The sequence below is a fragment of the Butyrivibrio sp. genome (assembly GCF_017940685.1).
In the GTDB taxonomy this organism is placed as follows: Bacteria; Bacillota; Clostridia; order Lachnospirales; family Lachnospiraceae; genus Butyrivibrio.
Genome location: NZ_JAGAYD010000027.1, coordinates 1 through 26208, shown reverse-complemented (window position 1 = coordinate 26208; position 26208 = coordinate 1). Strand labels below are relative to the sequence as shown.

Below are 26208 nucleotides of genomic sequence, written 5' to 3'. Positions count from 1 at the left end.
TACTTCCCATCTGTGTTTACGGATATCGTAAGAAATTCAGATGTGGCCCTTGACCTTGTGAAAAGAAATAACCCAGACCTTTTAGAGGTTGCTGAGAGATTTGGATTTGTGCAAAGACTGGATTATCTTCTGCACATACCAGTTTCAAAAATGAAAAGCGATAATCTCTTTTACAGAGGAGTCGTTAAAAATATAAGGAAAAACCGGGGGAAGATCCTAGGTAACCATTACCTCACAGGTAAGCAGAAGGCTTATCTTATGATATTGTCAGTGGCCCCGGGATTTGCAAGGAAGGCTCATGCCAGGATCAAAGGATTATAAATGTATAAAAAAGTACATATTCTGCCTGATATTCATCCTGTCGCTGGCTCTTAGTCTGTTCTACGGCTCTCAGAAGCAGGGCTTTCACGAAGATGAGTATTATACTTACTTTTCCAGTAACAGGAGCCTTGGGCTTTACCAGCCTGACAGGCAGTGGCAGGATAGGCAGACTATCCTGGATGAATTTGCAGTAAAGAAGGGAGAGGGCTTTAACTACGGACTTGTGAAACTGGTCCAGTCCTGGGATGTACACCCGCCCTTTTATTACTTTATCTTCCATACAATCTGCTCATTCGTTCCAGGGGTGTTCTCCAAGTGGACAGGAATCATAACTAATCTGCTGGCTTTTGCTATCGGATTTGTATTTCTTTGCCTTATTATGGACAGGCTCAGGGTCTCGCCGCTGGTTGAGATGCTCACACTGGTGTTTTGGGGGCTTAATCCCCAGACAGTTTCTGCCAATATCTTTGTAAGGATGTACGCCTGGCTTGGAGCACTGATCCTTGCCTGTGCCTATTTCCATATCAGGCTCATTCAGGAATATGACAGGGACTCTTCGGATCTGCGGCGTTATATACTTAGGCTCTTACTGCCAGTCATGATTGTTTCCTACGTCGGATTTTTGATCCAGTATTTCTACATTTTCTTCTTTGTATTTATTGGAATTGCCACAGCCTGGATAATAGCTTTTGTGAAAAGAAATATCAAAAACGCAGTGATTTACGTATGTAGCTGCGCTGTATCTCTGATGCTCTCTGTGATCACATATCCATCCTGCTTAAGTCACCTCTTTGGTGGATACAGGGGAAGCGGAGCCAGTGGCAGCTTTTTTGACATCCAAAATACAGGAATGAGGCTTTCGTTTTTTACTGGGCTTTTAAATGATTTTGTATTTGCCGGAGGACTTATCATAATCCTCATAGTGATCTTTATTGGAACAATGCTTAAGCTTGCTGGGAAAAAGAAAAGGTCCTTTGTTGAGATTCCTCTTAATAAAGAAAAACGGTCTACTGGCAGCCTGATACCAGAGATCACAGCTTTGGCAGTGGCAACCTTTGGCTACTTTTTCATGGCTTCCAAGACAGCTCTTTTGGTGGGAAGCGCATCAAACAGGTACGAAATGCCTGTGTACAGCCTTTTGATACTGCTGATCTTTATGGATGCTTTTTACGTGCTTGAAAGTTTCAGGAACAGAGTCCTGGTCCATATATTTGCAGCAATCATGCTGGCACTGCTCCTTAAGGGGCATTTGTCTGACAGGAATGTATTGTTTTTGTATCCCGAGGATGCAGGCAAGATAGAGTACGCAAGAGAAAACTCAAAGGAAGTGGCAGCTGTGATGTTTAATCCTGCTACGCCCCATAATGTCTGGAGACTTACAGACGAGATCCTTGAATATGATAAAGTCTTCTATATGGATGAATCAAACCTTCAAAGGATCACGGATCCGGAAATAGTAAATGCAGACAAGGTTATCCTTTACGTGGCAGATGAGGATCATCAAAAGGAAGCAATCGAAGAATTTGTAAATAGCTGTAAAAACCTTTCGGATATCACCTGGATCAGTTCAGAAGATATGTGGACAACCTTCCAGATAGACTAGGGAGCGTCAGTTTTTGACCTTTACAGAGTCTTATTATATAATTGGTTAGTTAAAGACTCTGCGTAAGCCTAATAATGATATGGAGATTTAAAATGGAAAGATCAATGCTTGATAACAAAACTATTCTCGTGACTGGAGGAACAGGCTCTTTTGGACACAGCTTCACACAGTATGTTCTTGAGCACTACAATCCCAAGAAGCTCATCATCTATTCAAGAGATGAGTACAAGCAGTTCACAATGTCAAACGAGAAGATTTATAGAGATAATGCCGACAAGATGCGTTTCTTTATTGGAGACGTAAGAGACGGCGCAAGACTTGAAAGAGCCTGCGAAAATGTAGACTATATCGTCCATGCAGCGGCTCTTAAGCAGGTTCCTGCCTGTGAATACAATCCTGATGAGGCCATCAAGACCAACATTACCGGAGCACAGAGCGTAATAAACGCAGCCCTTAACACAGGTGTAAAGAGAGTTGTAGCTCTTTCTACAGACAAGGCTGTTAATCCTGTTAACCTCTATGGTGCAACCAAGATGGTTTCAGACAAGCTCTTTATCGCAGCCAACGCCTATGCTGGTGCCAAGGACATCAATTTCTCAATTGTCCGCTATGGTAACGTTGCAGGCAGCCGTGGTTCTATCATTCCTTTCTTTAAGAGCCTTATTGAGAAGGGTGAAAAAGAGCTTCCTATTACCGATTATCGTATGACAAGATTCTGGATCAGTCTTCCTGAGGGAGTTGAGCTGGTTCTTAAGGCTCTCAAGGAGTCAAACGGTGGTGAGACTTTCATCAGCAAGATCCCATCCTTCAATGTTAAGGATCTGGCAGAGGCTATGTGTCCTGGCATTAAGACAGTTGAAGTTGGAATCCGTCCAGGTGAGAAGCTTGACGAGATAATGGTCACAACAGAGGATGCGCCATTTACATATGAATTCGACAAGCACTATATCGTATATCCACAGGTAATCTTCAACGAGCGTCAGGCTCCAGACCCAGCTGGAAAGAAGGTTCCAGAGGGCTTCTACTACAGCTCAGGAAACAACACTGAGTGGATGAGCGTAGAAGAGATCAGAAACAGACTTTCTGAGGCTGAAATTCACTAAATAGTGCTTTGGCTTAGATAAATTGGAAGCATGGCTTTAGTGGCTTATGCTTCCTTTCTTGTATGAAGGGAAAACATGAAACTTAGCGTGGTAGTGCCTGTTTATAATATGGCAGATGATGGAAGGCTGGAGTATTGTTTAGACAGCCTTGTTTCGCAGACCCTTGAAGACGGATCCTACGAGATCATTGCAGTTGATGACTGCTCTACTGATAACTCATATGAGATCTTAAGGCGCTACCAGGACAAGTACCCTGGGGAATTCATCGCTATCCATTCAGAAAAAAACCTCCATCAGGGAGGCGCCAAGAACATAGGTCTTGCTATTGCAAAAGGACAGTGGCTTGGATTTATTGATGCCGACGACTGGATCACTCCTGACTATTACGAGAAACTCATAAGTAAGGCTGAGGAGACAGGGGCTGATATGGTTGGCTGTGACTACAACCTGACTTATGAGCACAGCTTCAAGGTTGGGGAAGTGGTACACAACAACAACTTTGAACAGACAGGAGTCATGGACAAGGATAAGTACAAAAAGCTTCTTATTGAGACAGGAAGCCTTGTGGTGAAGGTCTATAAAAGAGAGCTGATCCTTGGGGACTACGAGCCTGGCACAAAGGATAAGCTTGATGTCTTTCCTGAGAACATCTTTTATGAAGATAATGCAGTAAGTAATACCTGGATGACCAGGTCTAAACATTTTGAGTATATTCAGGAGCCACTGTACTATTACTACCAGCATAATGCTTCAACGGTCCACAGTATTTCCAAAAAGAATCTGGAAGACAGAATGGCAGCAGGCAGGATGATAATAAGTGAGGCAAAAGATAATGGCTACTACGAAGACTATCTTCCTGAGATAGAATTTCAATACACAGTGTTATTTTATGTCAACACATTGTTCTCAGCCATGCCGAAAAAATACAAAGTTAAAGATTGTTATAACTTTACAAAGGCCCTTGGAAAAGAGATGAAGGAAACATTTCCTGATTTCCAAAGCAACCCCTATTACCAGGAAAAGATACATCCTGAAGAGAAAAAACTCATAGGTTTTCAGATGAAATCACATCTGTTTTTCTATATTTATTACAGGCTTCTGTGGTTTTACAGAGACCTTAAAAGCGGAAGGAAAAGCTAATTAATGCGTAAGATATACAGCAAGTTAAAAGTGCTTCTCGACAGGAAGCAGAAATCACAGATGGTGGGAATCGTTGTACTGATGCTTATCGGAGGCGTTCTTGAATCTTTGGGAATAGCAATGATAGCGCCTGTTATGCAAGTTGTCATTGACCCTGAGAAGGTGCAGGAGAGCCACATACTTTCAGCAATCTACAACCTCTTTAACCTTACAAGTACCACCCAGTTGGCAGCCATTATCATGGTGTCCATTATTCTGGTTTTCATAATAAAGAACGTGTTCCTGTACTTTATGAATGTGGTTCAGCTAAGGTTTGTTTACACCAACCAGTTTGCAACATCCCGCCGCATGATGATCAACTTCATGCAAAGGCCCTATGAATATTACTTAAATGCTGATACTACAGTTATCCAGAGAAACATCACTTCTGACGTGAATAACCTCTATGCTCTGATCCTTAGCTGCCTTCAGCTTACCAGTGAGATCATAGTATTTGTGTGCCTTGTGGCTATCCTTCTTAGCCAGGATGCCAGGATGACCCTTACTATCGCAACACTTCTTGTTATAGTCCTTCTTGTTATCAAGTTTGTGATAAAGCCTGTCATGGTCAAGGCCGGTAAGGACAATCAGGATTACTACAGCGGACTTTACAAGTGGATATACGAGTCAGTAACAGGAATAAAAGAGATAAAGGTTGCAGCAAAGGAGAACTACTTCATAAATGGATATGCTGACTGCGGAGCAGGTTATGTAAATGCAGTTCAGAAGTACAATCTCTACAACTCAACACCAAGACTTTTGATCGAGACTATTGCCATTGCAGGTATGATCGGATATATGCTCTTTGTTATGGCCCAGGGAACCAGTCTTACTTCACTTCTTCCACAGCTCACAGTCCTTGCTGCTGCAGCTGCAAGACTTCTTCCAAGTGCCAACAGGATCAACAACTACCTTACCAGCATTGCTTACTTTGAACCATTCCTTGACAACGTAAGTGAGAATCTTCAGGATGAGATCCACGATGAATCAATATCTTACAACAGTGATGACTATCGCACTAAGGCTCAGATCGAAAAGCTTCCTGTGCATAAATCCATAAATCTTGAGGGCATTACCTACAAGTATCCAAACACTGACAAGTACATCCTTGACGGTGCAGACATGGAGATCCCTGTTGGAAAGAGCGTTGGAATTGTGGGAACTTCTGGAGCAGGTAAGACCACGATCGTAGACGTACTTCTTGGTCTTTTGGAGCCTGAAAAAGGCAGGATCTTAGCTGACGGAGTTGACGTTAAGACCAACTACAAGGGATGGCTTAAGAATGTAGGATACATCCCTCAGACCATATTTATGACAGATTCAACCATCAGGAAAAACGTAGCTTTTGGTGTTCCTGAGGATGAGATAGACGATGCCAAGGTTTGGCAGGCACTTTCAGAGGCTGCTCTTGACTCTTTTGTAAAAGAGCTTCCGGAAGGCCTTGATACTGAGATCGGAGAAAGAGGTATCAGACTTTCTGGTGGACAGAGGCAGAGGATAGGTATTGCGAGAGCTCTTTTCGAAGACCCTGAGGTACTGGTACTGGATGAAGCAACATCAGCACTTGATAACGACACAGAGGCAGCCATCATGGATTCTATCAACAGACTCCATGGCAAGAAGACTTTGGTAATCATAGCGCACAGGCTTCAGACCATTGAAAAGTGCGACATGATCTATGGCATCAAGGATGGTAAGGCAGTAAGAGACAGGTAACTAATTTGGAGGGTTTATGTCTGGTGGGGAAGGACTAACTAAAAAGAGAAATGCAAGCTTTGAGCTACTAAGGATCATAGCCATGCTCATGATCATTGTCTTGCATTACAACATACATTCTGATTCACTTTTAAAGCTTGGAGAACCTGCTACGGGGGTGCAGCTTTTTGCAGCTTTACTGGAGAGCTTTGCCATCACTGGCGTCAATGTATATGTATTTTTAAGTGGATATTTCTTATCCCAGTTACAGACACGGCCAAGCCGTATCCTGCAGCTTTTGGCCCAGGTTTACTTTTATACCATAGTGATTTCTCTTGCTATGATCATTGTGGGTACTTACGTTGTCCACTCTGGCAATTCGGTGTTTAAGATCGGACAGTACCTGTTCCCGATTTCTTCTGAGCATTACTGGTTTGTGACTGCATACCTGATAATGTTCGTCCTGTCGCCAATTATGAACGCAGCAGTAAATACTCTTTCAAGAAAGCAGCTCAAGTGGTCTATTTTAGGACTTCTTGTGTGGTTTTGCTTTATCAAGAGCATTGTCCCTGTTATGTTTGCAACAGATCACTACGGATATGACTATGGATGGTTTATCTGCCTTTACTTAATTGCTGCTTACATAAGAAAATACGACGTGGTCCTTTTTTACAACGCTAAAAGAAGTGCTCTTGTTTTTGTATTGTCCTGTCTTTTGGGCTATGCAATAACAGTAGCTGTACACTATATCAATCTTAAAACAGGGCGACTTAATTACTACGCTACAGTGCCAACTCACTTTAACTTCATCTTTACACTTACTGGTTCTCTGGGACTGTTTTCGCTTTTTAGGTATTACAGGATGAAGGAAGGACCTTTGGCCCAGGTTTCAAGATTTGTTGGTCCTCTTACCTTTGGAGTGTATCTGCTTCATATGCACCTTGAGATCAGAGACAGATGGGTGGTTTGGATGGAGCATCTCATGGGAGAGATTCCAACGGAAAGTGTTATCTTATTTGCATGGCACCTTGTAAGATCAGTGGTGATCGTGTTCCTGGCTGGAATTTTTGTGGACTGGATAAGGAAGATGATCTTTGATTTCCTTGGAAGAGTTCTTCATGATACATGGCTGTTTAAAAAGATAAGACAGTGGGATAAGGATTTATGCTAAAGACTATCAGGAGTTATTTTTACAACTTCAAAAAATACCAGGCTCCTTTGGAAAAGTATCTTTTCCCATTGATACTGCTGTTATATCCGCTAATTGGAGTCTCTCAGGGGCTTGATATAACTGACACTACCTATGGGCTTTCAAACTATGAGTTTCTTCCTGTTATAGATCCTATGTGGGGGCTATCTACCTTCCTTGCCAATGTCACAGGAAGGACCATCATGAAACTGCCCTTTGCAGGAACCATGCTTGGTATGGGAGTTTACTGCAGCTTTATCATTAGCCTGGTGGCCCTTGTGGCATACTACTGTCTCCAAAGGTGGATGCCTGGCTGGATGATCTTCATTGGAGAGTTTATCAGCATCAGCCTTTGCTGGTGCCCCAGGGTTATTTTGTACAACTATCTCACCTATCTGTTCTTTACTCTTGGCCTTTTGTGCCTGCTTCTTGGAATGTTTGAGTGGGAGAGGCAGAATTTCTTTCTCATTCTTGCAGGAATATGCCTTGGCCTTAATGTGATGGTGAGATTTCCAAATATAATAGAGACAGGACTGATCCTTGTTTTGTGGTTTTACCAGATCATAACTGGGGATAAGTTCATAGAGACAGTTAAAAAGACATTTTCCTGCATTTTAGGATTCCTTATAGGAATTGCAGTTCCGCTTCTTTTCATCTGCGGAATGTACGGACCATCTGCCTATTTTAACATGATAGGATCTCTGTTTGGAATGACAGAAGGAGCCTCTGACTATACAGCTTCCGGAATGATCACATCCATTCTGTCAGCCTACGGCACAACATTAAAGGACATGTTCATCATGGTGCCCTGTGTGGCAGCTGGAATCATCATGTTTAACCTTCTTCCTGGGAAGTATGTTTTTATCAAGAAGCTTTTGTATATTGGAGGCCTTCTTGTACTTGTCAGGTACTATTTTGCCAACGGAGTATTTACCAGAAACTACAGCTATTATGACTCCATGTTCCAGGCTGCAATGATGTTTGTGATAATTGCAATTGTCTTGTCCGTCATTGGTTCAACCGGAGTGCTTAACGGCAGCAAACAGGAGCAGACACTGGCTTTTGCTGCTCTTATAGTCATATTGATAACTCCTATAGGAAGTAACAACTATACATTTCCTGTTATCAACAACCTGTTTTTTGTGGCTCCTGTAACACTGTGGCTCCTTAGAAGGCTTATGTTCAGGCTTGGTGAAGGCGACTACCATTTCCCATGGCAGGCTATGGTCACAATGGTGATAATAGTTTTGATCATCCAGGGAGCTCTTTTCCATGGAAGCTTCGCATTTCTTGATGGTGACGGGGGCGAAAAGAGAGACAGCCACGCCCGAATACCTAAGGTATCATCCATGGCTACCACTGCCTACAATGCTGAATCGTTAAATGAGCTGAGCGATGCCCTCAGCGATATAAATTCATCTGGAAAAAAAGCCATATTCTTTGGCGCAGTACCTGGATTATCTTATATCTTTGATCTGCAGCCAGCTATAAATACTGTATGGCCTGATCTTGACAGCTACAGCACTTTGAAGTTCAAGGATGAGCTTTCAAAGGTTTCTGATCTTAAAGAAGATTCACCAATTATCATTATGGGAAGGAATCTGCCTGAATACGCCAATATAGATGCCAAAAGAGATATTTTGATGGACTATATTGCTTCTAATGATTATAATAAGGTCTTTGAGAGTGATAGATTTGCGGTTTATGTAAGTGAAAAGTAAGGAGTACCTGGAGATTTATGGAAGAAAACAAGAAAAAAGATATTTTTGACAAGATAATGTCTTTACCTGTTCTTAATATATTTGAACCTTTTTATACCAAGCACAAGGAAGGACTTATGTACCTCTTTTTTGGAGGTCTCACCTTCTTTTTGAGCCTTTTCTTATTCTGGTTCATGGACAGCGTGATGCATATCAACGAGGTTATCAATAACTCAATTGACTGGGTTATATGCGTGGCCTTTCAGTTTTTCACCAACAGAACCTGGGTATTTGATGGCAAGGTAGATAACACCAAGGACTTCCTTAAGCAGGCAGGTTCCTTTACTGCAGGAAGACTGTTTACACTGGTAGTAGAAGATCTTCTGATCTTTATTTTCATAACACTGATGGGACTGCCCAAGATGCCAGTAAAGCTTGGCGCAACATTTGTTGTAATTGCCCTGAACTATGTTATAAGTAAGCTTATTGTATTTAGAAAAAAAGATTGAGGCGCCACGTGCGTTTCATCGGAGGCATGAACTATGCGTATTAATTTCAACGTTCCACCTTATACAGGAAAAGAGTTTGATTACATAAAAGAGTGTGTTGAGGCACAGAAGATCTGCGGAGATGGCAAGTATACAGCCCTTGACAACGAATGGATCGAGAAAAAGACAGGTGTCTCTAAGGCGCTTCTTACCACATCCTGCACCCATGCCACAGAGATGGCAGCGATCCTTGCAGGAATAAAAGAGGGCGATGAAGTTATAATGCCTTCTTACACCTTTGTGTCAACTGCCAATGCCTTTGTACTTCGTGGAGCCAAGGTGATATTTGTAGACATAAGACCTGACACCATGAACATAGATGAAAATCTCATCGAGCAGGCTATAACACCTAAGACAAGGGCAATTGTTCCTGTTCACTACGCAGGCGTTGGCTGTGAGATGGATACCATCATGGATATTGCAAAGAGGCATAACCTTTTTGTTATAGAGGATGCTGCTCAGGGCGTTATGGCAACCTACAAAGGAAAGGCCCTTGGCGCAATTGGTGATTTTGGTAATTACAGCTTTCATGAGACCAAGAACTACAGCATGGGAGAGGGCGGAGCTCTTCTTTTAAGGGATGATACCTTTGTGGACGACGCCATCATCATAAGAGAAAAGGGAACGAACAGAACTCTTTACAAACTTGGCAAGGTAGATAAGTACAGCTGGATCCAGCCTGGATCATCATATCTTCCAAGTGATATGAATGCGGCTTACCTCTATGCTCAGCTTCAGATGGCAGATGAGATCAACAAGGACAGACTTGATCATTACAACAGATATATGGAGGCCTTTAAGCCTCTTGAAGAGAAGGGCCTTATCGAGCTTCCTTACGTTCCAAAGGAATGCGTTCACAATGCCCACATGTTCTACATAAAGTGTAAAGATTTTGAGGAGAGACAGGGGCTTATCAAGCACCTTACAAGTAACGATATTCTTCCTGCTTCCCACTATGTACCTCTCCATTCATCAAAGGCAGGTCTTATTTACAGCGAATTCAGAGGAGAAGATAAATACACTACTAAAGAGAGTGAGCGACTCCTTCGCCTTCCTATGTACTACAAGCTCACTGACGATGACCTTGATGAAGTAGTTATGAGAGTTAAGGAGTACTATAACTTTAACTGATATGGAGCCCCACAATGAAGAAACGATCCATAGATTTCAACTTCATAGCTTCAGCCATATTGACACTGCTTGTTATTCTGGCAGCAGCTTTTGTTGGGGATTTTTACTTTGATCTTAATGACGATGTCCTTATGAAGGATATCTTATCTGGGGCCTACACAGGAGTTCCAGAGGGACATAACATACAGATGCTGTACCCTGTCAGCGCCTTTATTGCTCTGCTTTACAGAGTTTATAGAGGTCTTGACTGGTATGGCATTTTTTTGTGCACCATCCAGTTTGGATGTGTATTCATAATTCTGCACCGGGTGATGGAAAAGAGCCAGGACAAGGTGGTAAAGATCGCAACTGCTCTTATGTTTTTGCTGTTTTTCCTTGGAGGGATACTGTCTCACTTCGTGTTTGTGCAGTACACCTTCGCGGTTGGCTTTATGTCGGGGACAGCAGCATTTCTTATCATGACCCATGAGGGAGAAAAAAAGGGTGACCATATCCTCGCAATTATCCTGATCACCCTGGCCTACCTTATAAGGTCTGAGATGCTTCTTTTGACACTTCCTATCGTGGGTGTTGGAATCCTTATCAAGTACTGTCTTACTCGTAATACCTTAAGTGATCGCTATAGCGGAGGTGTACAGATATCTTCCTACGGGGAAAAGAAAAGTCTCTTTAAGCGCTATGTGTTTTTGTGTGTAGGAATCCTCATAGGCCTTGCATTATCAACACTTCTTCACAAGGCTGCCTACAGCAGCACAGACTGGAAGGAGTTTAATGCTCTTTTCGATGCAAGAACAGAGCTTTATGATTTTCAGTACATTCCAGACTTTGAGGAAAATCAGGACTTCTATAACGAGATTGCCCTTTCAAAGCCTGAGCAGGAACTTCTTATCAACTACAACTATGGAATTGATGACGAGATAGGTACAGACATTTTAAATGCTGTGGCTCAGCATGCAGCGAAGCTAAGGACTGATGAGGTTCCATTTTTCACAAGACTTTTGCAGTCCATTCCGCTTTACCTGTACAGATTAAGGTATATAGCTTATCAAAAGAGCTATGAATACCCCATGACTGATGCTCCGCTAAACCTGATAACCGCGCTACTTTATTTAGGAACGTTTGTTATTTATTTCTTCTCTGGAGATAAGAAAAAGAGAGTGTCTTCAGTACTTCTTTTGATCCTGCTGTTTGCCTGCAGGTCCACCTTGTGGCTGTATATTATCGTGAGGGGAAGAGATCCGATCAGGATCACCCACCCTCTGTACATAATGGAAATAGCTGTCCTTGCTGGAATGATCATTATGGAAGCTGGGAATAAAAAATGGTTTTCAGTGACAGCTATGCTTGTTGCAGCCATTATTGGAGGAGCATTTGTTCCAAACCAGATAGGAACCATTACTGATGAAATGGCCGAGAGAGCAAAAATGAGAGCTCACTACGACGCCCTTTATGAGTACTTTGATCAGCACGATGACAGCTTCTATTTTGTTGATGTGTACACCTCTGTATCTGCAATGAACGGGGAAGAGAAAACCTTCTCTGAGAAGATGTTTGAGGGCGTAGATAACTCTTTTGCAAACCATGACATTATGGGCGGATGGGCATGTAAGAGTCCTCTTTATTACAAAAAGCTAGAGGCAGCAGGCTTTACATCCATGCAGGATGCAATTGTTTCTGATGATAATGTCTATGTGGTTTCCAAGACCGCAAATGATATAGGCTGGTTAAAGGACTATTATAAAGACAAGGGATTTGATGTAGAGATTACAAAGGTTGATCTGGTGGCAGATGTCTTTGTGGTGTACAAGGTCAGTGAAAGCTTTTGATCTGGAGAAGATATGGGAAATATAGAGTATTTAGCTGAGGGGAAGAAGCTGCGCCTTAGGCTCATGCAGGAAAGCGACTTTCCACTCATTGTAAAATGGCGCAATAACAAGCGCGTACGGGATAATTTCATATACAGAGAAGAGTTCACCATGGAAGGCCAGAAAATCTGGCAAGAGACCATGATCGATACAGGTAAGGTGATCCAGCTCATTATCTGTGAGAAGGAAAACGAAGACAGACCTGTAGGATGCGTGTACTTAAGGGATATAGACAGGGACAAAAGAACTGCAGAGTACGGCATTTTTATTGGTGAAGATGATGCCATTGGAAAGGGCTATGGCAATGAAAGCGCCATTTTAATGACTGATTACGCCCACAATAAAGAGGGCCTTAATGAGCTGATCCTTCGGGTTTTTGTTAGTAACACCAGTGCATTAAAGAGCTACGAGAAGGCAGGCTTTGTAAAGACACAGATGCTGCCACAGGTAGAGTGCAGTGATGGCCATAAAGGTGATATGATATTGATGAAAAAGACATTTACACAGGAAGGTGCATAATGGCTGAAAAAATGATAAGCTTCGTGATTCCCTGCTACAGATCAGAGAATACTCTAGAAGCAGTTGTAAGTGAAATAGAGACAACAATGTCCAGGATCGGTGACTACAACCACGAGATAATCCTGATTAATGATGGTTCTCCAGACAATACCTGGGAAACTATTAGAGAGATGTCCAAAAAATATGGTGACGCAGTAACTGGCATTAATCTTGCCAAGAACTTTGGACAGCACGCAGCTCTTATGGCTGGTCTTAACGCTTCTAAAGGTGATATCGTGATCTGCCTTGATGATGACGGACAGACTCCTGCTGATGAAGCAGACAAGCTCATTACTGCCATTGAAAACGGAGCAGATGTTGCTTATGCAAGGTATGGGCGCAAACAGCACAATCTTTTCAGAAACTTTGGTACAGCCATGAATGAATGGATGGCCAGTGTCATGCTTGGTAAGCCAAAAGACCTTTACGTATCAAGCTACTTTGCAGCAAGGCGATTTGTGGTTGATGAGATGGTTAAGTATGAGAGCTCATACCCTTACGTCATTGGACTTGTCCTTAGGACTACAAGAAATATTGTAAATGTAGATGTGACTCACAGAAAAAGAGAAGTTGGCGTCAGCGGATATACACTTGGCAAGCTCTTTGCTCTTTGGATCAATGGATTTACCGCATTTAGCATCAAGCCACTGCGGATTGCCACTTTTTCAGGAGTGACTTTTGCTTTTCTTGGCTTTATTTATGGGATATACACCATTATCAAAAAGTTTGTAAGACCAGATGTCCCAGTTGGGTTCTCTGCCCTTATGAGCGCAGTTATTTTCATTGGCGGAATGCTGATGCTTATGCTTGGTATGATCGGTGAATATCTGGGAAGACTCTATATATCACAGAACAAGAATCCTCAGTACGTGATCCGGGAGACTACACGCGATGAGATCAAATAAGGAAAACACACTGGCCTGGCTTATGTCAGGCTTGTTTGGCGTTTTGGCTGGTGTTTTTTTGACCTTTGGATATCAGCTTGAAACCTACGACCAGATAAATATCTTTGATAAAAACGCCATGCTGGTGATGCTGGCACTCATTGTCATTATCACAGTTGATACCAGATATGTATGGAGAAACTATGACCTTACAGAAAGCGGAGCCAAACTATTTGGCATTGTAAAGCTGCCTCAAAAGGGTGAGGAAAAAGACCTTTCAAGAAGAGATTTTTTCATTAACTACGCATCATTGGTGGTTCTTTGCATTCCTGTTTTTCTGGCAGAATTCCCTGGTTTTTTTGTGTATGACGCCCAGGAGGAACTAAATGAGGTCCTCACAAGAAGTTTTTCAACGCATCATCCGCTGCTCCATGTGCTGCTGCTTGGGGGCACGATAGCTCTTTTCCATAAGATAAGCGGTTCCTGGAATGTAGGAATAGCAGCCTACATGATACTTCAGATGCTGGTGATATCGGCTATCTACGCATATGTTGTGACTTTCCTCCAAAAGAAGGGAATAGCAAAGAGAGCAAGAGTTTTGTGGATTTTATTTTACGGTTTGTTCCCAACAATTGTGATGTACACTCTGTGCTCCTGTAAGGATGGACTTTTTTCAGCATTTCTTCTGCTTATAACTGTCTTTTTGGTACAGCTGGTAGAAGATCAGGAGAGCTTTTTAAAGAACAAAAAGAAGGTGGTCCTCTTTGTTTTATCAGGGGTATTGATGCCACTGTTTAGGCACAACGGCTTTTATGCGTACCTTGTGTTTGTGCCCTTTGCACTTTTCTATTTCAGAAAAAAGTTAAAGCCTCTTCTTTTGTCTGTGCTTGTTTCGCCTGTAGTTTTATACCTTGCTATTTCAGGTATCCTTTCCGGAGTCTTCAGCTCAGAGGTTACGCACCATCAGGAGATGCTCACTGTACCTATCATGCAGCTTGCAAGGGTTTACTCCTATGATGGAGACAGCCTTTCAGCTGAAGATAAGGCAGTTATAGAAAGCTATATTCACAAGGAAAACCTTGATAAGTACACACCAAGAGTTGCGGATCTTGTAAAGGTGGATTTTGACAACGAGCTCTACGAAAAGGACAGTAAGAGCTTTTGGAAGGTGTGGTTTAAGGTCTTTAAGGAACATCCTCTTGCCTATGTAAATGCCTGGATGCTCACAAGCTATGGCTATTACTATCCGCCAGCAGTGATCAACGTTTATAAGGGCAATACGGTTTATACCTTTACCTATGATGAGAGCTCATACTTTGGATATGAGGTGGAGCCTCCCGGGGAGAGAAAGAGCCTTATCCCGGCCATAGATAAGCTATACAGATATATCTCCATCGGAAGCTTCCAGAAGGATGCTACAGTTTTGCACCTTTTCTTTTCGCCGGGACTTTATCTGTTTATCTACATGTATGTATTTGCCTACAGGTTGTCTAAAAAGAAGTTTTCGAGGGTGCTGCCATTTCTTCCAATGGTGCTGACTTTCTGCACGGTGCTTTTGGGACCAACATACCTCATAAGATATGTGCTGTATCTGTGGACCTGCCTCCCGCTTCTGACGGTGACTGGCGGGGCAGTTAAGGGGCATGGGGCTGTTTGATTAAGACCTTAAGGTGTGTTATCATACTATGATGCACTTTCTGTGCACAGTTACATAATTAAAAGGGAAAATATATGAGAAAAGTGATCAGCAAAAGCACAGCCATTAAGGCTGTTGTGCTTATTTTTGCATTAATAGGAATACTGACAGTTTTTCCTGCAAGGCTTTACTCGAGCCTTTGGCAGGCGCCAGGTGGGGGAGACCTCACAACGGATTCACAACTGGTGCACCTTGAGTACCAGACCAACCTTCAGGAGTTTGTGACCCAGTACGAGAGGCTTAGCTCAGTGGATGTTTATATTACTGAGATGTCCCTTGGCAGATACATAGGCGCCAAGCTTTATGACGAAAATGGCATCTGCGTCTTTAGGACCTTTGTTGACACAGATGGTCAGACAATCCCAGGATATATCAACATTCCGATGGAAGTTAATGTTGAGGTTGGAAAGAGCTATTCCATCAACATGGAGACTGTGCGTTCCAGGTATCTTGTTGGCCTTGAGGACGTAAAGAGCGCTGAATCCTACCTTGGAAATTTCTATGAGAATTATCAGCCGGTGGAGGGACGCCATCTGGCAGCAAGATACAACTACCGTATACCAATGTCCAAGTCACTGTCACTTATCTGGATATTGGGAATAGCCTTTGTGGCAGCTCTTATCTGTATATGCACTGACATTTTCTTTAAAAAGAATCCTGAAAAGAACAGCATTCTTACAGTGGAAAAGGTTTTAAGAGTTGTGGCAAACCCTGTGGCAGCTGTTATATTCCTTGTGCTTATGGTGATGGTATTTCCGCTCAAGGTCTTTGATTCAAGACCTGTTGACATCATCTTCTATGAGATCGGACTTATTGTCAGCGCAGCTATTACATTCTATGCCATAAATCACAAGGTTGTGACTCATGACATAGGCGTATCCTTCTGGCAGGATTTAAAGAATGAGGACAGACTTCAGTATGTGCTCATGATGTTTTCAATAGCCATGGGACTGTGGTATGCGTCAGACTACATGAATGGTCTGTATGACATCTACCACACTATTTCTGAAAAGCACATGACAATATGGCTCCTTATTGCCATTATCCTGACCTTCAAGATCAGCGAGTCACTGAATATCTACAACCTTATCTGGGTTGTTGGATCAGGCATTTACGGAATACATTACTACAATGTAAACAAGATGGCTGACACTGAAAAAGAGTTTGACCTAAACAACCTGGTACTTAAGTGCAGCATTATCATTGTTATCTTAGCTGGCCTTTTAGCTTTGAATTTTATAAGGCTCATTGTACTTGCTATAAAGAAGAAAAAAATATCAGCAAGGCCCAGTGTGTTTGGCATAATCCTTGCAGTATTTTTTGTAACTATCATTGTTCTTAGAAACACAAGGCAGTGGGGCATTTATCTGGTTTTACTGTTCACCTGCTTCTTTATAAGACTTGCAGTGTGGGACAAGAAAAAGGATTACTACAATATTCTGGCAGGTGGACTGATGCTTAACTATGGCATCTCAATGATCTTTAGTCTCACCCACAGATATTTTGCAGGATACATTCTTGGAAGATTTGGATTTATCTTCCACACAGTTACTGTAACAGCTGAGTACTTTACCTTTATGGGGGCTGTGGCAACAGTTCTTTTGGTGGTTAAGATCGTATCCCTTCCTAAGGGCAGCAGCCTTAAGGATATGGTAGTCATTGCATGGAAAGAGATAGTTCTTTTCGGATTTATCATGTCCTATGCGATATTTACTGTTTCAAGAACAGGCTATCTTGCTATATGTGCGGCAACATTTCTGGTTCTCTGCGTGGTTGCAGCTTACTATGCAAGGCACCTTCTTAAGATCATTGGCATTTTTGCGCTGTCACTGGTTTTGTGTTTCCCTGCGGCTTTTACTCTGCAGAGGATAATCCCTACCATGGTTGCAGACCCTGTGATCTATCCTATAGACGATACTGATGAGTTTGTCAGAGGTGGAGCAGACTGGGACAACACGAACTTCATGTGCGTTGAGAGATTTGCTAATCTTTTTGAAGCCAAGATCCTTGGTATGGATGTCGGTTCCTACGAATATCCTATCGACAGCAACAACTACACAAAGGATGGAGTGCCTATTTACGATACCTATGGATTTCCTTATGAGGACAGCTTCCAGAATCCGGATAGTGAATACTATGAGGATGGCTACGGATTTAATGACAGCAATGAGAAAGAGGCAGATAATCTCCTTGCGGCAGCTGGCTTTACAAGAGCTGAGTACTATATGCTTCTTGAGGAAATGGCTGATTATGTCGATTATGACAACGTGCTTGATGTTATCTCCAACGGTCGTATCACTATCTTTAAGGCATACCTTAGTGAACTAAACACCTACGGTCATGAAGAGATGGGAACCATGCTTCCAAATGGTGAGATCGCTGTTCACGCCCACAACACCTTTATCCAGGTGGCATACGATCACGGAATCGTGGGAGGTATCTGCTTTATCATCATGATGGTGACAGCCCTTGTTTCATCACTTATGTACTTTACAAGAAACAGGAAAAAAGAGATGCTGTCTCTTATTACCTGTGCAGTTATAATCGGCTTTGCAGTTGCAGGCCTTACCGAGTGGGTATTCCACTACTGCAATCCAATGACAGTGGCACTTATGCTCTCAATTGCTCCATTAACATTTAAGGCACAAGGAAATGAATAAGAAAAAAGAACCATTTAACTTTGCAAAACTATATAGAAGAACCGGGCTTATATTTTATGACATACTAAGTATTACGGTGGCAAGCTTTGTTGCTATCCTCATGAGATATGAGTTTGTGATCCGTGAAGTGCCTGATTACTACATGGATTCGATCACAGCCTTTCTTCCAATAAATATCATCATTACTCTGCTGGTGTTTTACCTGTTTAAGCTCTACGACAGTCTCTGGGCTTACGCAGGTGAAAGAGAGATGCAAAATCTGGTCATGGCCTGTGTTATCTCAGGGGTTACAAATGCGATAGGCCTTCAGTTTTTTAAATCCTACGAGCAGGCTGTTCCTCAGAGTTATTATTTCCTGTACACCTTTATTCTGATAACAGCCATCTTTGTCAGCAGATTTTCTTACAGATTCTTTAGAAGTAAGAAGCATCAGGCAGTAAACAAGAACAACAGTAAGGCTGTGATGATAATTGGAGCTGGCGAAGCTGCCAACATCATCATCAAGGACATCATAACCAGCAATTACTCCACAATGTCCATCAAGTGCATCATTGATGATGACACCAACAAGTGGGGAAAATACATCCAGGGAATCCGCGTTGTTGGCGGAAGAGATAAGATCGTTGAGTGCGCAGACCTTTATGATATCGATGAGATCATAGTTGCAATCCCTTCAGTATCAAGGCAGGAGCTTAAAAAGATCCTGGATATCTGTAAGAACACTAACTGCAAGCTACGTTCCCTTCCTGGAATGTACCAGCTTGTAAACGGCGAAGTAAACGTATCCCGTCTTCGTGACGTTGAGGTTGAGGATCTTCTTGGAAGAGATCCAATAACTGTTGACCTTGATTCTATTGCAGGATATGTAAGTGGCAAGACGATCCTTGTGACAGGTGGGGGCGGATCCATAGGTTCAGAGCTCTGCAGACAGATAGCAGGACACAATCCTAAGCGCCTTATAATCCTTGATATTTACGAAAACAACGCCTACGAGATCCAGCAGGAGCTTAAGTACAAGTACCCTGATATGGACCTTGTGGTACTCATAGCATCTGTCAGAAATACAGTTCGCATCAACAGTATCTTTGAAAAGTACAAGCCTGATATTGTCTACCATGCGGCAGCTCACAAACACGTACCTCTCATGGAGGACAGCCCCAACGAGGCTATCAAGAACAATGTATTTGGTACCTGGAAAACTGCCATGGCAGCAGCTAACAATGGCTGCAAGAAGTTTGTAATGATATCCACAGATAAGGCTGTTAACCCCACAAACATCATGGGCGCCAGCAAGAGAATCTGCGAGATGATCATCCAGACCTTCAACAAGCACTATGACACGGAGTTTGTGGCTGTAAGATTTGGTAATGTTCTTGGATCCAACGGCTCAGTTATACCTCTTTTCAAAAAGCAGATAGCTGCCGGCGGACCTGTTACAGTTACAGATCCTAACATCATCAGATACTTTATGACTATCACAGAGGCAGTATCACTGGTACTTCAGGCAGGAGCCTTTGCCAAGGGCGGTGAGATCTTTGTCCTTGATATGGGAGAGCCGGTTAAGATCTTAGACCTTGCTGAGAACCTTATTAAGCTCTCTGGCTACAAAGTTGGAGAGGATATAAGAATTGAGTTTACTGGTCTTCGCCCTGGAGAGAAGCTCTACGAAGAGATGCTCATGGACGAGGAAGGACTTCAGGATACAGCCAACAAGATGATCCATATCGGTAAGCCAATCGAGATGGATGAGATGAGATTCTTTTCACAGCTTGAAAAGCTCAATGAGGCTGCCAAAGAAGAATCTCCCAAGATTCGTGATATGGTAAAAGAGATCGTTGAAACCTATCATCCTGATGTTCACAGATATACAATGACAAGAGAGAGAAAAGAGGCCCTTCAGAAGACCGCGGAGGATATCAATGGAAATTAAACCTTTTGAGAAAAAAGTATATCTTTCATCACCATCAATGCACGGTGAAGAACTGGAGTATATTAGAGAAGCTTTTGAGACTAACTGGATTTCTACAGTTGGAGCAAATATTAATGAATCTGAAAAGATGATCGCTGAAAAGATCGGCTGCAAGGACGCAGTAGCTCTTTCTTCTGGTACTGCAGCTCTTCACCTTGCTATCAGGCTTGCTGGAGAAAGACTTTATGGTCAGCCCAAAGTTGGACATGGCACCCTTGAAGGTAAAAAAGTCTTCTGCTCCGACATGACTTTTGATGCAACGGTCAATCCTATTGCATATGAGGGCGGAGAAGCAGTATTTATCGACACAGAGTATGATACCTGGAACATGAGCCCTAAGGCTCTTGAGAAGGCGTTTGAGATATATCCGGAAGTTAAGCTCCTTGTTATTGCGCACCTGTATGGAACTCCTGGCAAGGCAGATGAGATAAGGGCGATCTGTGATAAGCATGGCGCTCTTATTGTTGAGGATGCCGCAGAGTCTTTGGGAGCAACCTACAAGGGCAGACAGACTGGAAACTTCGGAGATTACAGCATTATATCTTTTAATGGAAATAAGATAATAACAGGCTCTTCAGGTGGAATGTTCATTACAAATTCTGAAGAGGATGCCCACAAGGTCCGCAAGTGGTCTACTCAGGCCAGAGAAGATGCACCCTGGTATCAGCACGAAGAATTGGGATACAACTATCGCATGAGTAACATCATCGCAGGTATCGTAAGAGGGCAGATCCTTCATCTTGAGGAGCATATAGCTCAGAAGAAAGCTATTTACATGCGGTACAAGGAGGCCTTTAAAGATCTTCCTGTTCAGATGAATCCGTATGATGAGAAAAACAGTGAGCCTAATTTCTGGCTTTCATGTTTGCTCATTGATAAAGATGCAATGTGCAAACAGGTAAGGGGCGAGAAGGATGTTTTATATAAGTCTGAGCCGGGCAAGAGCTGCCCAACAGAAATTCTTGACGCTATTGCAGCCCTCAACGCAGAGGGAAGGCCTATCTGGAAGCCTATGCATATGCAGCCGATTTACAGAATGAATCCTTTTGTTACAGATAGTGGAAACGGAAGGGCAAGGAGCAATGCATACATAGATGAAGGAACAGTGCCTGATGTGGGCATGGATATTTTTGAAAGAGGCCTTTGCCTTCCAAGTGACAACAAGATGACTAAAGAGCAGCAGGATGTCATCATCGCAGCTATCAAGAAATGTTTTGAGTAAAGTGCTAAAGGTTTATGTACAAGAAGTTTGTAAAAAGATTCTTAGACATCTTAATATCACTGATGATCCTTGTGCTGTTCTGCTGGCTCTATCTGATCCTTGCAGTCCTTGTCCGGGTAAAGCTCGGAAGTCCTGTGCTGTTTAAACAGCCAAGACCTGGTAAGGATGAAAAGATCTTTAACATGTATAAGTTCAGGACCATGACAGATGCAAGGGACAAAGACGGAAACCTTCTTCCTGATGAAGTAAGGCTTACTTCTTTTGGAAAGAAGCTCAGGTCCACAAGTCTTGATGAGCTTCCGGAGTTTATCAACATCCTGAAGGGAGATATGAGTTTTATAGGACCAAGGCCTCTTCTTGTTAAGTATCTGCCCTTATACAACGAGGAGCAGCACCATCGCCACGATGTGAGGCCAGGCCTTACAGGATGGGCGCAGGTCAACGGAAGAAACCTTCTTAGCTGGGAAGATAAGTTTGAAAAAGATGTATATTATGTCAACAACATTTCTTTTTTACTGGATCTGAAAATACTATTTAAGACTGTGGCAGTGGTTTTTGACCGCAGTGGTATAAACAGTGAAAATGATGCCACAATGGAGGCATTCACGGGAACAAAGCCAAAGGAGTGATTTGTTATGAATATTCTGTTTTGTAGTGTGGGAAGACGCTGCGAACTACTTAAGGATTTTAGGAATACACTTGGCGATAAAGTTAAGATAGTGGTTACTGACAACAGCTACTACGCACCAGCAGTGGCTTTTGCAGATGTAAGCTACAAGGTACCTCTTATCACAGACAAGGATTATATTCCTATGATCCTTGATATCTGCAAAAAGGAAAAGATTGATGCAGTTACGACTTTGATCGATCCTGAGATAGCAATCCTTGCCGAGCATAGAGATGAGTTTAAGGAGCTTGGAGTTGAAGTACTGGCGCCCTACCTTGAAACGGCAAAGCTTTGTTTTGACAAGTATGAGATGTATAAGTATCTGAGTCAGAAAGGCATAAACACCGTAAGAACCTTCGGAAGCCTTGATGAGTTTAAAACTGCTTTTGACAATAAAGAGATTGATTTCCCTGTTTTTGTTAAACCCAGGACTGGAAGTGGAAGCGTTGGTGCAAGAAGGGTAGAAAGCTATGAGCTTCTTGAAGAGCTTGTTAGCAGGGATAGCTCCCTTATCATTCAGGAACTTATGACAGGAAAAGATATGGATGCAGATATTTATGTGGATACTGTAAGCCATGAGACTGTTGCTGTCTTTTCAAAGAAGAAGATTTCCACAACCATAGGCGGTGCAAACAAGACCATTTCATTTAAGGATCAGGCGCTGTTTGATTTTGTGACAAATGCTCTTAAGGCGTTCAAGTTTAATGGTCCTTTGGATATGGATCTCTTTTATCAGGATGGACAGTACTTCCTGTCTGAGATAAATCCAAGGTTTGGCGGTGCATACCTTCATGCCTATGGTGCAGGTGTTGACTTCATCAGCTTTATATACAACAACGTGGTGGACAAAAAAGAGAATGCGTCATGCATTGGTGAATATGATGAAGATGTCGTAATGATGATGTACGACAGTGTTGTGATCGATACTCTTTCAAATCTTGAAGGCAGGATGAAGGAGATCTGATAATGCGTATTCTGGTATTATCTAACTATGCAAACGGGCTTTTTCTTTTTCGAAAAGAGCTGATACAGGCCTTCATAGATGACGGGCATGATGTCTACATATCGGTTCCTCCCGATGAGAACTGCGACAAACTCAGGAATCTTGGGTGGAACGTGATCGAGACTTCTCTTGACAGGCATGGTATGAACCCCGTAAGGGATTTTAAACTGTTTAGGACATATCTGGGCTTTATTAAGAGTTATAAACCCAATGTAATACTTACATATACGATCAAGCCAAACATCTATGGCGCTATGGCTGCAAGGATCAGGCGTATTCCATATATCTGCAATGTCACAGGTCTTGGAAAAGCCATCGAAAATGGCGGACTTGTAAGCAGGGTTTTGGTTTCGATGTATAGGATATCTACCAAGAAGGCCAAAAAGGTCTTTTTCCAGAATGAGAGAAACAAAAAAGTTTGTCAGGATCGTGGAATAGCCAGGAATAATGCAGACCTGCTTCCGGGATCCGGGGTCAATCTTTTGCAGCATCCATTCAGAGAGTATCCTTCCGAGGGTGATGGGATCCGCGTTCTTGCCGTCCTTAGGATAATGAGGGACAAGGGAATAGAGGAGTATTTGAAGGCTGCAAAAGAGATTTCTTTAAAGCATCCTGATGTCCACTTCGAGCTGGTGGGTGAATACGAGGAGGATGAGAGGCAGAAATACGAGCCAATGATCACTGGTCTTGTGAAAGAGGGACTTCTTAAGTACTACGGACACATCGACAATGTGGAAGAGGTTATGACAAAATGCCATATTGTTGTTCATCCTTCATATCATGAGGGCCTTAGTAATGTGCTTTTAGAGGCAGCTGCCTGTGGAAGACCGGTACTGGCAAGTGATATAAACGGCTGTAAGGAAGCTGTCCTGGAGGGAGAGAGTGGCTTTTTATTTGCACCACAAAGCGTTGATCTGTTGGTAAAAGAGCTTGAGCATATCCTTTCTCTGACCACCAATGAGAGGAAAGAAATGGGAAAAGCTGCAAGAAGTCACGTAGAGCAGCATTTTGACAGGAATATCATAATAGATAAATACAGGCACGAACTTATCAGTTTGACATAAGTAGTATAATATTTAAGTATTAGTGTAAAAATAAGCAGATTAGTAAATATCTTTTTTGGAGGAAATAAAATGGATCTTTATGAGAAGCTTCTTGCCGGAGAAGAAAAGCTTTCACTGGTAGGACTTGGTTACGTAGGAATGCCTATAGCAGTAGCTTATGCCAAGAAGATCAAGGTAGTAGGCTATGATTTCAATGCTCAGAAGGTTGAGCTTTATAAGAAGGGAATTGATCCAACAAGGGAAGTTGGAAACGATGCTATCAAGGAGACAACTGTAGAATTTACTGCAGACCCAGAAAAGCTCCGTGAGTGTAAGTTCCACGTAGTAGCAGTTCCAACACCTGTTAACGACGATCATACACCTGATCTTTCACCTGTTGAGGGAGCAAGCCACACTCTTGGTAAGTACCTCACAAAGGGTTCTGTAGTTGTATATGAGTCAACTGTTTACCCTGGTGTAACAGAGGATATCTGCGTTCCTATCCTTGAGCAGGAGTCAGGTCTTAAGTGCGGCGTTGATTTCAAGGTTGGATATTCACCAGAGCGTATCAACCCAGGTGACAAGGTTCACAGACTTGATACCATCACCAAGATCGTATCTGGTATGGATGAAGAGACACTGGATACAGTAGCCAAGGTTTACAGCCTTGTTGCTCTTGCTGGTGTTTATAAGGCTCAGTCCATCAAGGTTGCTGAAGCTGCCAAGGTTATCGAGAACTCACAGCGCGATATCAACATCGCTTTCATGAACGAGCTTTCAATGATCTTCCACAAGATGGGAATTGACACCAAGAGCGTTCTTGAGGCAGCAGGTACCAAGTGGAACTTCCTTAAGTTCTTCCCAGGTCTTGTAGGTGGTCACTGCATCGGTGTTGATCCTTATTACCTTACATACAAGGCTGAGGAGCTTGGTTACCATTCACAGATCATTCTTTCAGGTCGTCGCATCAACGATGACATGGGTAAGTATATTGCAGAGTCCCTTGTTAAGAGACTTATTGCCAATGATATCGCAGTTAAGAATGCCAAGATAGCGATCCTTGGTTTCACCTTCAAGGAGAACTGCCCTGATACCCGTAACACCAAGGTTATCGATATCTACAATGAGCTTAAAGAGTATGGCATCACACCTATAGTTGTAGATCCTCAGGCTGATTCAGATGAAGCAAGGCGCCTCTATGGAATCGAGTTTGATACAATGGATTCTGTTAAGGACATGGATGCAGTCATCATGGCTGTTGCTCATGAAGACTTCAAGGATTACAAGCCAGCTGACATTGCAAAGTTCTTTAACCCTGCTCATAAGACCAAGGTATTCATGGACCTTAAGGGCATCTATGATATAAACGATTATACAGCTCCTGAGTATGATTACTGGAGACTGTGACTGAGAGCACTTAATGATATAGGAGTAAAAAATGGGATTTAAAGATTTAAAGTTTCCAGATGGCAGCGTGTTCCTTGTAACAGGCGGTGCAGGATTCATCGGTTCAAACATCTGCGAAGCCCTTCTTGATATGGGCTACACAGTTCGCTGCATGGACAACCTTTCAACAGGACATATAGAGAATATCAAGCCTTTCATGGAGAACCCAAGGTTCACCTTCCTTGAGAAGGACATAAGAGACCTTGATGCCTGCATGGAAGCTACCAAGGGAGTAGATTATGTTCTCAACGAGGCAGCATGGGGCTCTGTTCCCAGAAGTATTGAGATGCCTCTTTTGTACGAGGAGATCAATATCAGAGGAACTCTTAACATGATGGAAGCATCAAGACAGAACGGCGTTAAGAAGTTCGTCTATGCTTCAAGCTCTTCAGTTTATGGAGATTCTACTGTTCTCCCTAAAAAGGAAGGACAGGAGGGCAACGTTCTTTCACCTTACGCCCTCACCAAGAAAACTGATGAGGAGTACGGTAAGCTTTATAAAAAGCTCTACGGCCTTGATACCTATGGCCTTAGATACTTTAACGTATTTGGAAGACGCCAGGATCCTAACGGCGCATATGCAGCTGTTATTCCTAAGTTCCTTCGTCAGCTCATGCACGGCGAGACTCCAACGATCAATGGCGATGGCAAGCAGTCAAGAGACTTTACATATGTTGACAACGTAATTGAGGGTAACCTTCGTGCCTGCCTTGCATCATCAGATGC

20 protein-coding genes and 1 pseudogene are annotated in these 26208 nt (G+C 42.6%); all 21 read left to right on the top strand.

The features are described from left to right. A pseudogene (locus J6I68_RS02060) lies at positions 1-321 on the top strand (glycosyltransferase family 2 protein); the annotation flags it as partial. After that, positions 299-1924: a hypothetical protein gene (locus J6I68_RS02055; RefSeq protein WP_292216867.1), complete on the top strand. Its 1626-nt coding sequence runs from the start codon at positions 299-301 to the stop codon at positions 1922-1924. The pseudogene J6I68_RS02060 and the gene J6I68_RS02055, both read left to right, overlap by 23 nt. 104 nt (positions 1925-2028) lie before the next feature. Continuing rightward, a complete protein-coding gene (pseB, locus tag J6I68_RS02050; protein WP_292216869.1) occupies positions 2029-3027 on the top strand; it encodes a UDP-N-acetylglucosamine 4,6-dehydratase (inverting) in 999 nt (332 codons plus the stop codon). 75 nt (positions 3028-3102) lie between these two features. Beyond that, positions 3103-4167, top strand: a complete 1065-nt coding sequence (locus tag J6I68_RS02045; RefSeq protein WP_292216864.1) for a glycosyltransferase family 2 protein — start codon at positions 3103-3105, stop codon at positions 4165-4167. Between the two features lie 3 nt (positions 4168-4170). Further along, positions 4171-5922 carry an ABC transporter ATP-binding protein gene (locus J6I68_RS02040; RefSeq protein ID WP_292216861.1) on the top strand — a complete coding sequence of 584 codons (1752 nt, stop codon included), beginning with the start codon at positions 4171-4173 and terminating at the stop codon, positions 5920-5922. 16 nt (positions 5923-5938) lie between these two features. Next, positions 5939-7072 carry an acyltransferase gene (locus J6I68_RS02035; protein ID WP_292216859.1) on the top strand — a complete coding sequence of 378 codons (1134 nt, stop codon included), beginning with the start codon at positions 5939-5941 and terminating at the stop codon, positions 7070-7072. After that, positions 7066-8811 (top strand): hypothetical protein, encoded by a 1746-nt coding sequence (locus tag J6I68_RS02030; RefSeq protein WP_292216856.1) that lies wholly within the window; start codon positions 7066-7068, stop codon positions 8809-8811. The genes J6I68_RS02035 and J6I68_RS02030 overlap by 7 nt, the downstream gene beginning before the upstream one ends. Positions 8812-8828: 17 nt before the next feature. Continuing rightward, positions 8829-9299, top strand: coding sequence for a GtrA family protein (locus tag J6I68_RS02025; RefSeq protein WP_292216853.1), 471 nt, complete (start codon positions 8829-8831; stop codon positions 9297-9299). 33 nt (positions 9300-9332) lie between these two features. Next, entirely contained in the window at positions 9333-10469 is a 1137-nt protein-coding gene (gene rffA / locus J6I68_RS02020; protein ID WP_292216850.1) for a dTDP-4-amino-4,6-dideoxygalactose transaminase, read from the top strand. A 14-nt stretch (positions 10470-10483) separates the two neighbouring features. Continuing rightward, on the top strand, positions 10484-12295 hold the full coding sequence (locus J6I68_RS02015; protein WP_292216847.1) for a hypothetical protein: 1812 nt from the start codon (positions 10484-10486) through the stop codon (positions 12293-12295). A gap of 12 nt (positions 12296-12307) precedes the next feature. After that, positions 12308-12853: a GNAT family N-acetyltransferase gene (locus J6I68_RS02010; RefSeq protein WP_292216845.1), complete on the top strand. Its 546-nt coding sequence runs from the start codon at positions 12308-12310 to the stop codon at positions 12851-12853. Beyond that, complete coding sequence (locus J6I68_RS02005) at positions 12853-13797, top strand: glycosyltransferase family 2 protein (protein WP_292216842.1); 945 nt, start codon at positions 12853-12855, stop codon at positions 13795-13797. Before J6I68_RS02010 ends, J6I68_RS02005 begins: the two co-directional genes overlap by 1 nt. Beyond that, positions 13784-15433, top strand: a complete 1650-nt coding sequence (locus tag J6I68_RS02000; RefSeq protein WP_292216840.1) for a DUF6020 family protein — start codon at positions 13784-13786, stop codon at positions 15431-15433. The genes J6I68_RS02005 and J6I68_RS02000 overlap by 14 nt, the downstream gene beginning before the upstream one ends. Before the next feature lie 74 nt (positions 15434-15507). Continuing rightward, positions 15508-18132 (top strand): O-antigen ligase family protein, encoded by a 2625-nt coding sequence (locus tag J6I68_RS01995; RefSeq protein ID WP_292216838.1) that lies wholly within the window; start codon positions 15508-15510, stop codon positions 18130-18132. After that, positions 18125-20062, top strand: coding sequence for a nucleoside-diphosphate sugar epimerase/dehydratase (locus J6I68_RS01990; RefSeq protein ID WP_292216836.1), 1938 nt, complete (start codon positions 18125-18127; stop codon positions 20060-20062). The genes J6I68_RS01995 and J6I68_RS01990 overlap by 8 nt, the downstream gene beginning before the upstream one ends. Continuing rightward, complete coding sequence (locus J6I68_RS01985) at positions 20052-21323, top strand: DegT/DnrJ/EryC1/StrS family aminotransferase (protein WP_292216833.1); 1272 nt, start codon at positions 20052-20054, stop codon at positions 21321-21323. The genes J6I68_RS01990 and J6I68_RS01985 overlap by 11 nt, the downstream gene beginning before the upstream one ends. Positions 21324-21337: 14 nt before the next feature. Continuing rightward, a complete protein-coding gene (locus J6I68_RS01980) occupies positions 21338-21952 on the top strand; it encodes a sugar transferase (RefSeq protein ID WP_292216830.1) in 615 nt (204 codons plus the stop codon). 6 nt (positions 21953-21958) lie between these two features. After that, on the top strand, positions 21959-22954 hold the full coding sequence (locus J6I68_RS01975) for an ATP-grasp domain-containing protein (protein ID WP_292216828.1): 996 nt from the start codon (positions 21959-21961) through the stop codon (positions 22952-22954). A 2-nt stretch (positions 22955-22956) separates the two neighbouring features. After that, the gene (locus J6I68_RS01970) at positions 22957-24057 is read left to right on the top strand and encodes a glycosyltransferase family 4 protein (protein ID WP_292216826.1); all 1101 of its coding nucleotides are present in this window, start codon (positions 22957-22959) and stop codon (positions 24055-24057) included. Positions 24058-24126: 69 nt separating this feature from the next. Then, positions 24127-25443, top strand: a complete 1317-nt coding sequence (locus tag J6I68_RS01965) for a nucleotide sugar dehydrogenase (RefSeq protein WP_292216823.1) — start codon at positions 24127-24129, stop codon at positions 25441-25443. Positions 25444-25474: 31 nt separating this feature from the next. After that, positions 25475-26208, top strand: a 734-nt coding sequence (locus tag J6I68_RS01960; protein WP_292216820.1) for an NAD-dependent epimerase/dehydratase family protein, incomplete at its 3' end; no start/stop codon positions are given.

Excerpts from the sequence above, each read along its gene's own strand:
- J6I68_RS02055 (WP_292216867.1), top strand. The coding sequence starts at position 299 with ATGCCAGGATCAAAGGATTATAAATGTATAAAAAAGTACATATTCTGC.
- pseB (WP_292216869.1), top strand. The coding sequence starts at position 2,029 with ATGCTTGATAACAAAACTATTCTCGTGACTGGAGGAACAGGCTCTTTT.
- J6I68_RS02045 (WP_292216864.1), top strand. The coding sequence starts at position 3,103 with ATGAAACTTAGCGTGGTAGTGCCTGTTTATAATATGGCAGATGATGGA.
- J6I68_RS02040 (WP_292216861.1), top strand. The coding sequence starts at position 4,171 with ATGCGTAAGATATACAGCAAGTTAAAAGTGCTTCTCGACAGGAAGCAG.
- J6I68_RS02035 (WP_292216859.1), top strand. The coding sequence starts at position 5,939 with ATGTCTGGTGGGGAAGGACTAACTAAAAAGAGAAATGCAAGCTTTGAG.
- J6I68_RS02030 (WP_292216856.1), top strand. The coding sequence starts at position 7,066 with ATGCTAAAGACTATCAGGAGTTATTTTTACAACTTCAAAAAATACCAG.
- J6I68_RS02025 (WP_292216853.1), top strand. The coding sequence starts at position 8,829 with ATGGAAGAAAACAAGAAAAAAGATATTTTTGACAAGATAATGTCTTTA.
- rffA (WP_292216850.1), top strand. The coding sequence starts at position 9,333 with ATGCGTATTAATTTCAACGTTCCACCTTATACAGGAAAAGAGTTTGAT.
- J6I68_RS02015 (WP_292216847.1), top strand. The coding sequence starts at position 10,484 with ATGAAGAAACGATCCATAGATTTCAACTTCATAGCTTCAGCCATATTG.
- J6I68_RS02010 (WP_292216845.1), top strand. The coding sequence starts at position 12,308 with ATGGGAAATATAGAGTATTTAGCTGAGGGGAAGAAGCTGCGCCTTAGG.
- J6I68_RS02005 (WP_292216842.1), top strand. The coding sequence starts at position 12,853 with ATGGCTGAAAAAATGATAAGCTTCGTGATTCCCTGCTACAGATCAGAG.
- J6I68_RS02000 (WP_292216840.1), top strand. The coding sequence starts at position 13,784 with ATGAGATCAAATAAGGAAAACACACTGGCCTGGCTTATGTCAGGCTTG.
- J6I68_RS01995 (WP_292216838.1), top strand. The coding sequence starts at position 15,508 with ATGAGAAAAGTGATCAGCAAAAGCACAGCCATTAAGGCTGTTGTGCTT.
- J6I68_RS01990 (WP_292216836.1), top strand. The coding sequence starts at position 18,125 with ATGAATAAGAAAAAAGAACCATTTAACTTTGCAAAACTATATAGAAGA.
- J6I68_RS01985 (WP_292216833.1), top strand. The coding sequence starts at position 20,052 with ATGGAAATTAAACCTTTTGAGAAAAAAGTATATCTTTCATCACCATCA.
- J6I68_RS01980 (WP_292216830.1), top strand. The coding sequence starts at position 21,338 with ATGTACAAGAAGTTTGTAAAAAGATTCTTAGACATCTTAATATCACTG.
- J6I68_RS01975 (WP_292216828.1), top strand. The coding sequence starts at position 21,959 with ATGAATATTCTGTTTTGTAGTGTGGGAAGACGCTGCGAACTACTTAAG.
- J6I68_RS01970 (WP_292216826.1), top strand. The coding sequence starts at position 22,957 with ATGCGTATTCTGGTATTATCTAACTATGCAAACGGGCTTTTTCTTTTT.
- J6I68_RS01965 (WP_292216823.1), top strand. The coding sequence starts at position 24,127 with ATGGATCTTTATGAGAAGCTTCTTGCCGGAGAAGAAAAGCTTTCACTG.